8 protein-coding genes are annotated in these 14,770 nt (G+C 72.7%); 4 read left to right on the top strand and 4 right to left on the bottom strand.

The features are described 5' to 3' along the window. Positions 1-17 precede the first annotated feature (17 nt). Positions 18-272 (bottom strand): GlsB/YeaQ/YmgE family stress response membrane protein, encoded by a 255-nt coding sequence (locus tag FIV43_RS14450; RefSeq protein WP_141014698.1) that lies wholly within the window; start codon positions 270-272, stop codon positions 18-20. A 133-nt stretch (positions 273-405) separates the two neighbouring features. Beyond that, on the bottom strand, positions 406-936 hold the full coding sequence (locus FIV43_RS14445) for a MarR family winged helix-turn-helix transcriptional regulator (RefSeq protein ID WP_141014697.1): 531 nt from the start codon (positions 934-936) through the stop codon (positions 406-408). A gap of 27 nt (positions 937-963) precedes the next feature. On the opposite strand from FIV43_RS14445, the gene FIV43_RS14440 reads away from it, so the two are divergent. Both FIV43_RS14440 and FIV43_RS14435 read left to right on the top strand, forming a co-directional pair. Continuing rightward, complete coding sequence (locus tag FIV43_RS14440; protein WP_141014696.1) at positions 964-3,603, top strand: LuxR C-terminal-related transcriptional regulator; 2,640 nt, start codon at positions 964-966, stop codon at positions 3,601-3,603. A 243-nt stretch (positions 3,604-3,846) separates the two neighbouring features. Next, positions 3,847-10,938 (top strand): DUF5979 domain-containing protein, encoded by a 7,092-nt coding sequence (locus FIV43_RS14435; protein WP_141014695.1) that lies wholly within the window; start codon positions 3,847-3,849, stop codon positions 10,936-10,938. Between the two features lie 47 nt (positions 10,939-10,985). Here the strand turns inward: FIV43_RS14435 and FIV43_RS14430 are convergent, their stop codons facing one another. Both FIV43_RS14430 and FIV43_RS14425 read right to left on the bottom strand, forming a co-directional pair. After that, positions 10,986-12,572, bottom strand: a complete 1,587-nt coding sequence (locus FIV43_RS14430) for an adenylate/guanylate cyclase domain-containing protein (protein ID WP_141014694.1) — start codon at positions 12,570-12,572, stop codon at positions 10,986-10,988. Positions 12,573-12,649: 77 nt separating this feature from the next. Further along, positions 12,650-13,555: a sulfite exporter TauE/SafE family protein gene (locus FIV43_RS14425; RefSeq protein ID WP_141014693.1), complete on the bottom strand. Its 906-nt coding sequence runs from the start codon at positions 13,553-13,555 to the stop codon at positions 12,650-12,652. A 155-nt stretch (positions 13,556-13,710) separates the two neighbouring features. Here FIV43_RS14425 and FIV43_RS14420 point away from each other — a divergent pair, with 155 nt between their 5' ends. Both FIV43_RS14420 and FIV43_RS14415 read left to right on the top strand, forming a co-directional pair. Further along, positions 13,711-14,211: a nuclear transport factor 2 family protein gene (locus FIV43_RS14420; RefSeq protein ID WP_196780819.1), complete on the top strand. Its 501-nt coding sequence runs from the start codon at positions 13,711-13,713 to the stop codon at positions 14,209-14,211. Positions 14,212-14,242: 31 nt separating this feature from the next. After that, positions 14,243-14,767 (top strand): PGPGW domain-containing protein, encoded by a 525-nt coding sequence (locus tag FIV43_RS14415; protein ID WP_141014692.1) that lies wholly within the window; start codon positions 14,243-14,245, stop codon positions 14,765-14,767. Positions 14,768-14,770: the final 3 nt, after the last annotated feature.

The following is a 14,770-nucleotide window of genomic DNA, read 5'->3' as shown; positions in this document are numbered from 1 at the left end:
CGCTTGCGCTGGGCCCTCTACGCGCGCTTGCGCAGTGCCCCCCACGCGAGGCTGACGATCAGCGCACCCACCACCGAGCCGATCAGGCCGGTGGCGTGGAGGTCGAGGCCGTGACCCGTGATCAGGCTGATCAGCAGTCCGCCGACGAACGAGCCGAGCAGGCCGCTGACCAGCGCCTCGGTCCAGTTGATGTCGGCCATGTGCCGGCCGAGGATGAGCTGGGCGAGACCACCGATGAGGATGCCGAAGCACAGCAGCGCGAGGATGAGCATGGCGCAACGTTAGTGCGCCGGAGCGCCGGGGATGCAAGTGAGGCTCGACGAGCCGGTCCGGCGGGCCCGCACGGTCCACCCGCGTCGCCCTGACCCGCGGCCCGAACGGCCCCGGCACACGGCTCCGAAATGCTCAGAACGGCTCGGGCGGCGCCTTCGGGTCGCGGAAGTCACCCGCCCGACGCCGGAACCCGGCCAGCAACCGGCTCAGCGTCTGCAGCTCGTCGGCGTCGAAGTCCACGTCGGCGAAGACCTGCTCGTTGAGGGCGTCGGTCGCGGTGGCCAGCAGGTCGCGTCCGGCAGGGGTGATCTCGACGAGGAACGAGCGCCCGTCGCGGGGGTTGGGGGTGCGTCGTACCAGACCGTCGGTCTCGAGCCGGTCGACGGTGTTGGTGACGCTGGTCGGGTGCACCTGCAGCAGGTCGCGGGCACGGCCCATCGGCATGCGTCCGGCGTGGGTGAACCCGAGCAGACGGAGCATCTCGAACCGGGCGAAGGAGAGTCCGAGCGGCTTCAGCGCGGCCTCGATCTGCGCCAGCAGGATCTGGTTGACCCGGAACACCGAGGTGACCACCGCCATCCCGTCGGCAGCGTCGACCCACCCGTGGGCGCGCCAGTTCTGGCGGGCCTGGGCGATCGGGTCGGAGGGCAGCGGCTGGTGCATCCGCGCGATCGTACCGACCACGCGGACATGATCCGCGCCGGCTCGATCCGTGGCACGCTGTGCGGCATGGACTGGCCCGTGCTCCGCCGGCCGCGGATCGGGGTGCCGGTCGAGCAGAGCCTTGCCGCGCGGCCGTTCGGCGCCGCGATGCTGACCGGGCCGTCGGGGATGGGCAAGTCGACGATCGCGCGTCAGGTCGCCGACGGGTGGCGCGAGGCAGGCGGCGAGGTGCTCACCGTGGTCGGCCTCGCCGAGCTCGGCGAGGTGCCGCTCGCCGCCTTCGCGCCGCACGCCGCGCGGCTCGGCGCCGACCCGGACACCTGGACCGCCCAGTCGCTGATGACCGCCATCGGCTCGCTGACCCCGGCACCGCTGCTCCTGGTCGACGACGCGCCCCTGCTCGACCCGACCTCGGCCGCCGTCGTCTACCAGCTGATCCGGGCCTACGGCGTCCGCGCGGTGCTCACCGGCCGCACCGAACACCTCACCGGCGGTCCGGTGGAACGGCTGCTGCACGAGCGGGTGGCCGCGCAGATCGAGGTGGGCGGCCTGGACTTCTACGAGGTCCGCCTGCTGCTGCGCCGCCGGTACGACGCCGCCCCACGCCCCGACGACGTGGCCCGCCTGCTGCGCCAGACCCAGGGCAACGCGATGCTGCTGCGCGAGGTGGTGCTGCGCACCGAGCGCCGCGGGCTGGTCACCACCGTCGACTCCGGCGTCGAGCTGGGTCCGGTCGAGGTTCCCACCGACGTACGTCGCTCGATGCGTGACCGGGTGGCCGACCTCTCCGCCGACGACCGCGACCTGATCGCGCTGGCGACGGTGGCCGACGGCGCACCGGTCGCCGAGCTGCTGACCCCGGGGGAGCAGCGGCGCGCCGAGCACCTGGTCGACCAGGCGCTGCTGGTGTGGAGCTCGTCGGGTGCGGTCCGGCCGGCGCACCCGCTGATCGGCGAGGCGACGCTGGCCACCCTCGCCGAGGAGGATCGTGACCGGATCTCGGAGCGCGTCGCCGACGGGCTGGAGCACAGCGGCGGCGACGCGGCCCGGTTCGTCTCCGTGCTCTTGCGGTGCCACCTGGGGAACGCGACCGACGCGGCGGTCGAGTGGGCGATCGGCCACGCCTACGCCCGCGGCGAGTACCTGCTGGCGGTGCAGCTGCACGCGTTGCAGACCGACCACGACCCGCAGTGGCGGCCCGCCGTCGCCGCCGACCTGCACCGGGCGAGCAGCCTCTCCTGGCTCGGGCGGACCGCCGAGGCCGAGCAGGTCTTCTCCGCGGTCGACGCCCGGGTCGAGCTGCCCGAGGAGCGGGCGCTGCTGGTGTCCCGCTACGGCGCGCACCTGGTCTACCGGTGCTTCGACGTCGCCGGCGCCCTGCGGCTCGCCGCCGCCCACGATCCGCACCTCGGCGCGGGCGAGCGTGCCGCGCTGGCTCCCGAGATCCGCTCCTGGCAGGCGCTCGCCGGTGAGGCCTCGAGCCTCGAGCGCGAGCGGGCGACCGGCACCGGGGCACCGGCCGAGCCACCGTCCCTCGAGCTGGCACCGGGCACCGCCCCGGCTGTCGCGGTGCGTGCGGCCATCGCCGCGATCATGGTGGATGCGATGGGTGGCCGCGGCACCGGCGGCGAGGCCGCCCTGCTCACCGAGATCGCACGGGAGCACGGCGTGCTGGAGCCCCACGCCACCGACATGGTGCACCTGCAGCGGTACTTCATGCTGCTCGCCCACGGGCGCGGCGCCGAGGCCGAGCAGCTCGTGGTGGAGCGGCGGACGCGCTGTGCCCCGGACGCCGCCGGGATCTGGAGCTACACGCTGGCCAGCCACCTGACGCTGCGGGGGCGACTCGCCCGCGCGAGCACGCTGGCGGACTTCGCCGAAGAGCTGCTCACCTGGCGCGACCCGGTCGGGTTCCTCGGCATGGCGCGGGTGCTGCCGGCGCTGATCGCCGCCATCGCCGGGGAGAGCGAGACCGCCGAGAAGCTGCTGGGCGAGGTGCCGCCCGAGCACTCCAGCGACCCCAAGGTCGTCGTGCTGGTCGCCTCCGCACGGGGCCTGGTGCTCGCCGATCGCGGCGAGCGGGACGAGGCCGCGCGGGCGATCGTCGAGGCGGCGACCTACGCGCTGGAGGCGGACCACGGCCTGCTCGCCGCCCTCGCCCTCGGCCAGTGCCTCCGGGTCGGTCGGTTCGAGGAGGCCGCCGCCCTGCTCGGACGACTGCGCGCCGACACCCCCGACCTCGGCCTCTACGTCGCCCTGCACGAGACCGCCGAGGCGCTGCGCGGCAAGGACCCGGCCGGCGTCCTCACCGGAGCCGGTCGGCTGCTCGAGGCCGGCCTGGACATCGTGGCAGTCGACGCCCTGGTGTGGGCCGACGCGATGGCGCCGACCGGGGAGCTGCGACGCAAGATCCACCGGATGCGCAGCGAGTGCGAGCAGCAGAGCGAGGCCCGGCTGATCGCAGAAGGTCGGGCGGCACGTCCCGACGACCTCACCGACCGCGAGCAGGAGATCGTCGACCTGGTCTGCGCCCGGTTGACCAACCGTGAGGTCGCCGAGCAGCTGGGCATCTCCGCCAGCACCGTCGACAACCACCTGACCAGCGCCTACCGCAAGCTCGGCGTCTCCGGGCGCACGCAGCTGCGCCGCCTGCTGGCCGACTCCTAGCCGACCACCAGTCGACCGGCTGCTGGTCGTCCTGGCCGGGGACGCGCGCACCTCCTGGGAGGGTGGTGTGCCCGCCTAGGAGGTTTCTCCCCATATCCACCTCCGGCCCGGGGTGGTGGACTCCGAACGCTGTCGGTGGGACTGCCGCGCCGCCTCTTGCTCCCAAGAGGGTGGCGCGGGGGACCGGTCCCGCCTTGTTGGGCCGCGCGGCACTCGCGGTGCGGATGAGTGGGGAGTTCGTACATGTTCATGGGGAAACGGTTCGGCCTTTTTTCGGGCGCCTCCGGCGCGTCGTACAGGACCGGGGACGCGACGCGTCGGAGCGTCCGGAGCTGGCTGACCGGGACGCTGGCGGTGCTGCTCGCGGTGCTCGGCGCACCGTTGCTCACCCCGGGCACCGCCACCGCGGCGCCCGAGTCGCTGGCGATCGACAAGAGCGTCGACAACGCGACCCCGGCGCCGGGTGAGGCGTTCACCTACACGATCCAGGTGCGGTGCTCGGAGGAGGACTGCCTCGACGCGCAGATCACCGACGCCCTGCCGCCCGAGCTGGACGGCTTCCGGATCGTCAACGTCGCCTTCACCCCGAACGCGATCCCGCGCACCGTGACCTGGGGACCTGGCGGCACCGAGACGCCCCCGGCGACGGTGGGACCGAACACCACGCTGACCGTCGACATCGCCGAGCCGACCACGACGCCGTCGGGCACCGGGCTGGCCGCCGGGCGCAGCTACACGGTGCAGATCTCGCTGCAGGTCCCCGACGACTACCCGCCGGGCACCAGCGCCGACATCGTGAACACCGCCAAGGTCACCGCGAGCAACGCCAACCCCCAGCAGGCCTCGGCGACCGTCCGGATCGAGGCGCCGGTGACGGTGGGCGTCGCGGTCGACAAGGCATGGAGCGACAACCGGCAGACCTACGCGCCGGGCGGTGCGTCCACCATCGGCCTGGACGCCCGCAACACCTCGAACGTCGCCGTCGACCAGGTGGTCCTCCAGGAGCCGAAGGCGGCGCCCGCGGGCGCGACCACCCTGGACGCGACCAACCCGTTCCGGATCACCGACTTCACCGGCTTCGGGGCGGTCTCCCTCCCGGACGGCTGCACCAGCGTCCGTGTCGACGCCTACGTCCGGACCGGCAGTACCTGGGACTGGGTCACCGGCACCGCGACCGCCACCCCGACCTCCCTGGCCCTGCCGGCCGGCGTCACCGCGGCGCAGGTCGGCGGCATCCGGGTCACCTGCGACGGTGACGTCGCCCGCGGTACGACGCTCTCCGTCGACCTCGACCTGGCTCAGCGCTCGACCGAGCGCAACACCGGCGCCTCCCTCGCCGCGACCAGCAACAGGGTGGACAACACCGCCACCGGCTCGGTCACCGAGGGCAGCACCACGAAGACCGACGACGGCTCGGCGAACTACGTCGTCTCGCCGCTGGTGCCCACCGTCGAGGCGAGCAAGAACATCGCACCCCAGCGGGTCATCGCCGGCCGCTCGGCGACCGCCACCGTGCGCGCCACCAACGGCGCCAACCCGGTCACCACGATGCACCTGGCCGACCTGGACTTCTTCACCTCCGAGATCACCTTCGGCGGCTTCACCGGCCCGCTCACCTGGCCGGCCGGTGCGACCAGCGCGACGATCACCTACCACACCCTCGACGGTGCGCCGGCGACCACGACGGAGACGGTCACCAGCGGCCAGACCCCGTCCGGTCCGACCGAGCCGATCAGCGGTCTCGAGATCACCTACACCGGTCAGATCGCGGCCGCGGAGAGCGGTGGCGCCGCCTTCGTCATCGCCACCTCCGTGGACGCCACCGGTACGGCCGCGACCCTGAAGGTGGACAACACCGTCGACGTCGACGTCACCGCGAGCAACGGCCTGACCGACGACGCCTCCGACACCGACGACCTCACCATCACCAACCCGTCCATCGACGTGACCCTCGACAAGACGGTCCGGCCGAGCTCGGCGGTCCAGCCCGGCGACCCGGTGATCACCTCGCTCTCCGCCACCGCCAGCGCGACCGGCGACGGCGCGTACGTCGACTCGATCGTGGTCGAGGACAGCTGGGGCACCGCCGAGTCCTGCTCCGGGTTCTGGAACGCGTTCGACCTGCGCGCGATCGCCCCGACCCAGGTCCCCGACAGCACCCGCCTGCTGCTCGAGGTCCAGGACGCCGCCGGGACCTGGCGCCAGGTCACGACGTACGGTCCGGTCGCCGGCGCGAGCGTCTTCCAGCTGACGCAGGCGCAGCTCGCCGCCGCCCTGCCGACCGGCGTCACGGTCGACACGGTGAGGGGGATCCGGTTCGGCTTCACCGACGCCGACGGGTTCCCGGCGACCACGACCGTCACGCCCAACGTGGCGTTCCAGGCACGCAGCGCCCTGCGCAAGAGCTCCTGCCCGACGCCGCCGGCCAACGCCCAGCGCACCTACACCAACACCGCGACCACCACCGCGGACGGCGACACCGGCGGCGGCCGCCCGCTGACCGACAGCGCGACCGACACCGGTCAGGCGATCGTGCGGTACCCGTCCGGCACGCCCGGCCCGATCGGCATCACCAAGTCCTGGAACCGCGACACCGTGGACGCCCAGTCCGGTGTCCGGCCCACCACCACCCTGGCCTGGCGCCTGACCCCCGGCTACTCGCCGGTGCGGATCAGCGACATGGCCGACGCTCCCAGCGCGGCCACCGTGGCGCAGACCGTCTACGACGCGTTCGACCTCTACCGGGTCGAACCGGTGTCCGCGAGCAGCACCCCGTTCTCCAGCGGCTGGTACCTGAAGTACGACACGATCACCCGGGTCGAGCTGTTCAACAGCAGCACCGGCTCCTGGCAGACCGTGGCCGCCCCCGGGGGAACCTGGATGACCGCGACCCGCGGTTTCAAGGGGCACACGCTGACCGCGGCCCAGCGCAGCACCACGATCGGCGTGCGGCTCACCGTGGAGGAGCTCGCGGCGGACACCGCCGCGCGCACCCAGGCCCAGCAGATCGGGAGCGCCTTCGACCCCTACGCCCCCGCGCCCGGCAGTGGCGTGGGAGCCGGCGGCACCAACCGCAGCAACGTGCTCACCTGGGAGCTGCGCGACCAGAAGCGCAGTGACGGCTCCTGGGTCGTCGAGGACGAGCTCTACAACACTGCCGATGCGGGACTGGTGGACAACACCACCCGCATCACCGGAACCCCGGTCGGCGGGGGTGCCGACGTCACTGCGACCGACAACGACACCATCCAGATCCTGGATCCCGATCCAGGCGTGGAGGTGGAGAAGTCGGTGAACCCCACCAGTGACGTGCACACCCCGCCGGCCGGTTCGCCCGCGGACGCCTACCCGAGCGCCACCTGGCGGATCGTGGCGTCCAACACCTCGACGGCGCCGGCGTCGTACGTCCGGGTCACCGACCCCGCCACGTGCTCCGACACCGACCTGCTCGGCTGCCAGAGCCCGCCGAGCCCGGCCGACGCGGTCGCGGACCCGTTCGACACCGACGTCGACCACCTCACCGACGCCGACACCCCCAACGCGTTCGAGCGGTTCGACGCCACCGCGATCACCATCGGTGCGAGCATCCCGGCGCAGGTCGACCTGACCGCCTCGACCGTGTGGCTGCTGCGCTACGCCGGCGGCAGCTACACCACCGAGCAGACCACGGCCGCCGCGGTCAACGCGATGACCGCCGCGCAGCTGAGCGACGTGGTCGGGATCAGCGTGACCTACCAGCCCACCGCCCCGGCGACGTCGGGCGGCACCATCACCCAGGCCAACGACCTCTCGATCGTGATCGTCAGCCGGCTCCGGGCGACCCTGCGCAGCAGCGGCGAGCCGCTGGTGCTGCGGGCCGGTCAGACCTACGACCAGGTCAACCGCGGCTACGCCCAGGCCTACGACCCGATCACCAGCCCGGACGTGCGGACCGGCGACGTCGACGACGCCACCGTGCGGATCACCGGCGGCGTGGTCAACGTGCAGGCCACCAAGGCGGTCTCCCCCGACCGGATCACCGAGCCGCAGAACGTGGCGGACGCCGACACCGTCCGGGTGGTGCTCGGCGCCGACCAGGGCACCAACCCGCGCAGCACCCTCTCGCCGTCCGAGATCGTGATCGAGGACCAGGCCGACTCACCGGACTTCTGGGACTCCTTCGACTTCGCCGGCAACGTCGCGGTGCTGCAGATGCCCGCCGGCGCCGACCAGGTCCGCGCCGACCTGTACGACGGCGACGCCTGGGTCACCGGCACCGCCGGACCCGCCTCGGCGCTCGCCCTCCCCGCGGTCCCCGCCGGAGAGGTGCAGGGCGTGCGGTTCGTCTTCAGCCGCGCCGACGGAGCGATCCTCTCCTCCACCGTCCCGGCCCCGAACTGGACCGCCCGGGTCGGCTACGACGCCGACCTGCGCACGACGTACCGGACCTCCGGGGAGGACCTGGAGTTCCCGTCGACGATCGAGAACACGCAGACCTCGCAGTCGTTCCGGCCCGACGGCAACGACTCCGAGCCGGCCGACGCGACCGACAGCGTCGAGCTGGTGGTCGGCACCCACGAGCTCGCGGTCAACAAGCTGACCAACGAGGGCACCCGCCTGGCCTCGGCCGGTGACACCGTGCCGTTCGACCTGACGCTGACCAACAACGGCACCGGCTTCCTCACCCTCGACGAGCTGCGGGACACGCCGCCCGGCGTGCTCGCCTACAACGGCGAGCCCGCTCCGGAGGTCACCGCGGACCCCGACGGCCTGCTCTCCGAGGACGTCACCGTCACCATGGACGGGGACGACCTGGTCTTCGTCTGGCCCGCCGGCGGTGACCGGATGGCGCCCGGAGAGACGTACAAGATCCGCCTGTGGCTCGAGCTGCTGCCCGGCCTCGGTGCGGGTGAGAAGGCGACCAACATCATGGTCGCCACCACCGCGGAGGAGCTGACCCGGTGCACCAACACCGTCGCCGGCGGCTCCACCACCGACGACTGGAGCACCGACCCGAGCACCTGCGGCACCAGCGACTTCATCGGCGTGGTGAACGGACCCAACCTCTACACCGTCAAGGGCGTGGCCGGCGCGCTCGAGGGGGCCGACCGACCGCGGTCGGCGACCGCCTGCGCCCCGACGCTCGAGGTCGACGGCGGTTCCTACTACCGCCCGAACTGCGTGGCCAACAGCCAGGTCGGCGGCACCGACGACTGGGCGTTGTACACCGTCAACGCCGGCACGGTGGGCATCGACGAGATGACCGTCTTCGACCAGCTGCCCACCTCGCAGGACCGCAAGCTGGTCGCAGGCAGCTCGCGTGGCAGCACCTACCGCCCCGAGCTGGTCGCGGAGTCGCTCGCGGTGAACGCCCCGGCCGGCACCACCGTCACCACCGAGGTCACCACCAGCGCCGACGTCTGCGTCGGCACCTGGTCGAACCTGGTCGACCAGCCGGTCTGCGAGCAGTCCGGCGAGGTCTGGACCACGGCCGGGCCCAGCACCGACTGGTCCGCGGTCACCGGTCTGCGGATCCACCTCGACTTCACCACCGCGGACGCCGGTGTGCTGCAGCCCGGGGAGGCCGCGACCGTCACCTACTCCTCCCGCAACGAGCTGCGCAGCGCCGCCAACCCCGACGGCGTCACCCGCGCCGTCCCGGTCGACGACGACTACGCGTGGAACCAGTTCGGCGTGAAGTTCCTCAACACCGGCTCCGACCGGTGGCGCAAGATCGCGCCCAACCAGGTCGGCGTGCACCTGCGCTCCGGCTCGGTGCAGGTGACCAAGGAGATCACCGGTCCCGCCCACGACTACGCCGCCGAGGAGTTCCTCGTCGACGTCGCCTGCCGGGTCGGCTCCGGCGACGACGCGGTCGCCCTCGACCTGGGCGAGGACGCCACGGTCGAGCTGACCGAGGGCAACGACCACACGGTCCGGATCGACGGCATCCCGCTCAGCGAGCAGGGCACCCGGTGCACCTTCACCGAGCAGGGCACGGTCGGCGAGTTCGGCGAGAGCTCGCGCAGCGGCACGCCGGTCACCGTCGACGTCAGCGAGCCGACCGACCCGGCGCGTCCGGTCGCCGAGCAGCCGGTGCCGACGGCCCAGGCGGTCACGATCACCAACGACTACGCGTTCACCGGCCTGTCGCTGACCAAGCGGATCGACACCGACGCGACCGACGTCGACCTCGGCCCGTTCGGGTTCACGCTCAGCTGCACGTCGCTGACCGGCCGCGCCGTCACGTTCGACGAGGCCGGCACCACCGACCTCGCCTTCACCGTGGCCGGCGACGAGACCTGGACGGCCCCGGCCGACACCATCCCGGTCGGCGCCACCTGCACGGTCACCGAGACCGACCCCGACGCCGCCGACCACCTCGTCGTCACCGGCGACAACGTGGTCGACAACGGCGACGGCAGCGCCACCGTCACCCCCGGCCTCGAGCCCGCCGAGATCGAGTTCACCAACGGGTACGACGCCGGCACGGTCACCCTCGCCAAGGTGGTCGACGGTGAGGGTGCCACCCGCTACGGCACCGGGACCTTCGTCTTCGACGTGACCTGCAGCTATCAGGACCAGACCCCCTACCAGGGGCAGGTGGAGCTGCTCGCCGGCGCCACGCTGACCATCGGGCCCTACCCGGTCGGCACGTCCTGCACGGTCGCCGAGACCGCCACCGGCGGTGCCACGAGCAGCGTGCTGGACCCGGCCGACGGCGTGGTCGTCGTACCGGCTCCGGAGACGGCGGGCACCACCAGCAACTCCGGCGCCCCGACGAACGTGACGGTGACCGCCACCAACACCTTCGACGTCACCTCGCTGGAGGTGGAGAAGCAGCGCTTGGGCGACCTGAGTGCCGCCGGCGCGCAGGGACCGTTCACGGTCTCGCTGGAGTGCACCTGGCTGGTCGACGGCGAGCGTCAGGCGTTCGAGGTCCCTGGCGGCGCCGAGCGCCGGCTCACCGCGGCCAACGGCTACCGGGCGTCGTACGGGGAGCTCGCGTCGAGCGCGGAGTGCACGCTCACCGAGACCGAGACCGGCGACGCCGACGAGACCTCGATCCGGGCCGTGGTGGCCGGGCAGTCGGTGGTCGAGGAGGGCACCGAGGCGACCGTGGACCTCAGCAGCACCGACGGTCCGGGGCAGGCGCGCGTGGTGGTCACCAACCGGTTCGACCGCGACCGCGGCACCGACCCGGACGGGGCGAAGCGGGGCCCGGACGGTTCGCTCGGCGGGAACGGGGGCCTGCCGGAGACCGGCGCGCCCTTCGGCCGCGGCCTCCTGATCCTCGCCACCGGCCTGCTGCTGGCGGGACTCGTGGTGGCGGTCCGCAACCGCCGGCGCTCCTGAGATACGCCTGGGACAACCGGGTCGGGCGCCCCATCGCCCGGCCCGGTTCAGGGGCGTGCGTGGCCGGCGGGCACGTGCAGCAGGGTGGCCGTCGTCCGGCCGCGCAGCACCACCTCGCCGTGCTCGACCCAGGCGGCGGCTTGGCCGGGATCGGTGCTCCGCGCCGCCGCGACGCTCTCACCGGTCGCCACGATCCCGCCGGGGATCTCCTTGGCCAGGTCGGTGAGACGGGCCGCGGAGTTCACCGCGTCGCCGATCGCGGTGTACTCGAACCGATCGCGGTGGCCGACGTTGCCGACCACGACGGTGCCGGTGGCGACGCCGATCCCGGCGCCCACCTCGGGCACCTCGGCGGCGAGTCGGGTCGCCATCACCCGAGCGGCCGCGAGCGCGCGGGCGGCGTGGTCCGGGAGTGGCACGGGAGCCCCGAAGATCGCCAGCACGGCATCGCCGAGGAACTTGTTGACCAGCCCGTGGTGGGCGCCGACCTCGTCGACCACCACACCGAAGAACCGGTTGAGCACCGCGACCACCTCGGCGGGGTCGTGCTCGGTGGCGTAGGCGGTCGAGCCGACCAGGTCGACGAAGAGGACCGAGGCGACGAGGGTCTCCCCGCCCAGCGAGATCTCGCCGGTCGGTGACGCGGTGGCTGCCTCGGCGACCTCGTGGCCCACGTGACGCCCGAAGAGGTCCCGGATCTTCTCCCGCTCGCGGAGCCCGTGCACCATCGCGTTGAAGCCGCTCTGGAGCTGGCCGAGCTCGGTGCCGTCGTAGACGGCGAGGTCGACGTCGAGGTCACCGGACTCGACCTGGCGCAGGGCGTCGCGCACCGAGAGGATCGGGGCGACCACGGAGCGGGCGTTGAGGTCGGTCAGCAGCGCACCGGAGATCAGCACGATCACGCAGAGCACCATGGTGACCACGGCCAGCTGCTCGAGGGTCGCTTCGTTGGCGATCAGCGCGAGGAGCGCGGTGATCAGCAGCCCGATCACCGGTGCGGCGGTGCCGACCAGCCAGAACAGCAGCATCCGGGGGCCCACCCCGACGCCGCGCGGGCGGGAGGAGACGGTGCGGTCGGTGAGCGCCCGAGCGGCCACCGGGCGCAGCGCGAACTCGGTCACCAGGTAGGCCACCCCGGAGACCACGATCGCGCCGATGCCCACGGTCAACGCGGTCCCCAGCGCGCGGTCCGGCTGCAGCCGTGCGGCGAGCATCGTGAACAGGACGGTGCCGACCGCCCAGATGCCGAACTGGATCAGGGTGAGCCACAACGGCACGCGCAGCGCCTTCGACCGTTCCGCCGGGGTCGGCTGCCCGCCGTCCCGGGTCGCCCAGCGCAGTGCGTTGAGGCTGGTGGTGGTGCCCAGGACGACGCCGATCGCCGCGCCGACCAGCACGTAGACCGGGATCGCGATGGCCAGCGCGACCACCATCTCGCGGGTCGGCTCGGGGGAGGGGATCGCCCAGGTGTTCACCACGAAGACGACGCCGGCGCCCAGGATGTTGGTGACCAGGAGGAGCGCCGTCAGCAGCACCTGGATCCGCAGGCGGAGGTGACGTGCGTCCTGCTCCCGGGGTCCGAGCACCCGGGCGCCGAAGGGGGAGCGGCCACGGCGCCTCGTCGTGATCCCCATGCGCCGAGAGTAGTGCCGGGTCGTCAGGGTGAGAGTGACCGATCGGCCACGCTCACCCTGACGATCGTCGTGTCGACTCAGGCGCCGACGAGCTCCTCGGAGTCCAGCTCGGCGAGGGCGGCGCGCTGGGCGGCCCGCTCCTGGCGCACGGCCCACACGATGCCGGCGATCCAGATCACGGCCAGGCTGCCGGCGATCGCGCCGACGGCGGCGCCGCTGGCGCCCAGTGACTCGGCGATCGTCTTGGAGTTGGTGACCACGATCAGGCCGCCGGCGGCCACGCCGAGCACCCGGGCCGGCAGGATGCGGACCAGATAGGCGGCGACCGGTGCGGCGATGACGCCACCGGCGAGCAGGGCGAGCGCGTAGTCCCACGGGATGTCGGTGTGGGCGAGCGCGAAGAGGAAGCCGAGCGAGCCGCCGACCGCGACCACGAACTCCGAGGTGTCGATCGAGCCGATCACCTTGCGCGGCTCGAGTCGGCCCGGGGAGAGCAGCGTGGTGGTGCCGACCGGGCCCCACCCGCCGCCGCCGATGGCGTCGAGCGCTCCGCCGGCCAGGCCCATCGGCGCCAGCATCTTCGCCGAGGGGCGGGACTTGAAGGTGGGGCGGCGCCCGCCGAGCACCAGGAACCGCCAGATCACGTAGACGCCCAGGGCCAGCAGGATGCCGGCGACCCACGGCTTGGCCATGTCGCCGTCGAGGTTGGCCAGCAGGGTGGCGCCGGCGAAGGCGCCGACGAAGCCGGGCAGCGCGAGGATGCCCACGGTGCGCCAGTCCACGTTGCCGAGCTTGTGGTGGGAGATGCCGGAGACCAGCGACGTGCCGATCTCGGAGAAGTGGACGGCGGCCGAGGCGGCGGCCGGGGCGACCCCGACAGCCAGCAGCAGCGTGGAGGAGGTGACGCCGTAGGCCATGCCCAGCGACCCGTCGATGAGCTGGGCGAGCAGGCCCACGAATCCCAGTACCAGCAGCTTGCGCACGATCGTGCCTTTCGTCGTGGCGTCCGGGACGCCCGGCTGTTTAAATCGAGTGAGATACCTAAGATAAGCACGTTGATAGGAACTGACAAGTTTTGCCGATCCCGGGCGCGGCGAGACCTGGCGCCCGGGCCGTCGGCATCTGCTTGGATCGGCGGGTGAGCCGTTTCAGCGCCGACGAGATCACCGAGGCCTACGCCGCCTTCCACGAGAAGGTCGCGACCTTCCAGGAGAGCGGGGACTGGCACGGCTACGCGGACCTCTTCACCGAGGACGCCCTGTACGTCGAGCGCGCGATGGGCACGTTCCGCGGGCGCGAGGAGATCCGGGCCTGGTCGGTGCGGACCATGACCAGCTATCCGGGGCGGGTGATGACCGGCTTCCCGCTCACCTGGCAGGTGGTCGACCCGGACGCGGCACGCCTGGTCTGCGAGGTCGGGAACCCGATGCCCGACCCCGGGGACGGCACGATGCTGTCCGAGCCGAACATCACGATCATGACCTACGCCGGGGACGGGCTGTTCAGCTACGAGGAGGACGTCTACAACCCGCTGCGCTTCCACGCGATGGCGGTGCGCTGGGCGCAGATCGCCGCCGAGCACGGCCGGGCCGAGGACGACGTACTGGCGTTCTTGGAGAAGTTCGGTCCGCGCGGCTGACGGACTTGGCAGGCTCTGGGAGGCTCAGCACATGACCGGTGCGGCGAAACGGCTCGCCCTCGAGATCCTCGGATGGCTGATGCTGCTGGCGGGCATCGCGGCGCTGGTGCTGCCCGGGCCCGGGCTACTCCTCCTCTTCGGCGGCCTGGCGGTGCTCTCCCAGCAGTACACCTGGGCCGAGCGGTGGGTCGACCCGGTCAAGCTGCGCGCCCTGCGCAGCGCCGCGCAGGGCGTGGAGACCTGGCCCCGGATCGTCGCCTCGAGCCTCGGGGCGCTGACCATCGGACTCTTCGGCGTGCTCTGGATCGTCTCCCCGCCGGCGCCGGAGTGGTGGCCCCTCAAGGCCTCCTACTGGCTGCTCGGCGGCCCCTGGACCGGCGTCACCCTGCTGCTCTCCTGCCTGATCGCGCTGGCCCTGGTCGGCTACTCCTACCGCAGGTTCCACGGCAAGCCCGAGGCGGTCGCGGCACTGGAGGGCGAGATCGACGAGGCCGACGAGGAGTGGACCGAGCACCGGCCGCACCGCCGACAGGACGACGACCGAGGCCCGGGCTGAGCC

The sequence above is a fragment of the Nocardioides sambongensis genome, from assembly GCF_006494815.1.
GTDB lineage: Bacteria > Actinomycetota > Actinomycetes > Propionibacteriales > Nocardioidaceae > Nocardioides > Nocardioides sambongensis.
This window is presented reverse-complemented; position numbering and strand designations above follow the sequence as displayed.

Excerpts from the sequence above, each read along its gene's own strand:
- FIV43_RS14450 (WP_141014698.1), bottom strand. The coding sequence starts at position 272 with ATGCTCATCCTCGCGCTGCTGTGCTTCGGCATCCTCATCGGTGGTCTC.
- FIV43_RS14445 (WP_141014697.1), bottom strand. The coding sequence starts at position 936 with ATGCACCAGCCGCTGCCCTCCGACCCGATCGCCCAGGCCCGCCAGAAC.
- FIV43_RS14440 (WP_141014696.1), top strand. The coding sequence starts at position 964 with ATGATCCGCGCCGGCTCGATCCGTGGCACGCTGTGCGGCATGGACTGG.
- FIV43_RS14435 (WP_141014695.1), top strand. The coding sequence starts at position 3,847 with ATGTTCATGGGGAAACGGTTCGGCCTTTTTTCGGGCGCCTCCGGCGCG.
- FIV43_RS14430 (WP_141014694.1), bottom strand. The coding sequence starts at position 12,572 with ATGGGGATCACGACGAGGCGCCGTGGCCGCTCCCCCTTCGGCGCCCGG.
- FIV43_RS14415 (WP_141014692.1), top strand. The coding sequence starts at position 14,243 with ATGACCGGTGCGGCGAAACGGCTCGCCCTCGAGATCCTCGGATGGCTG.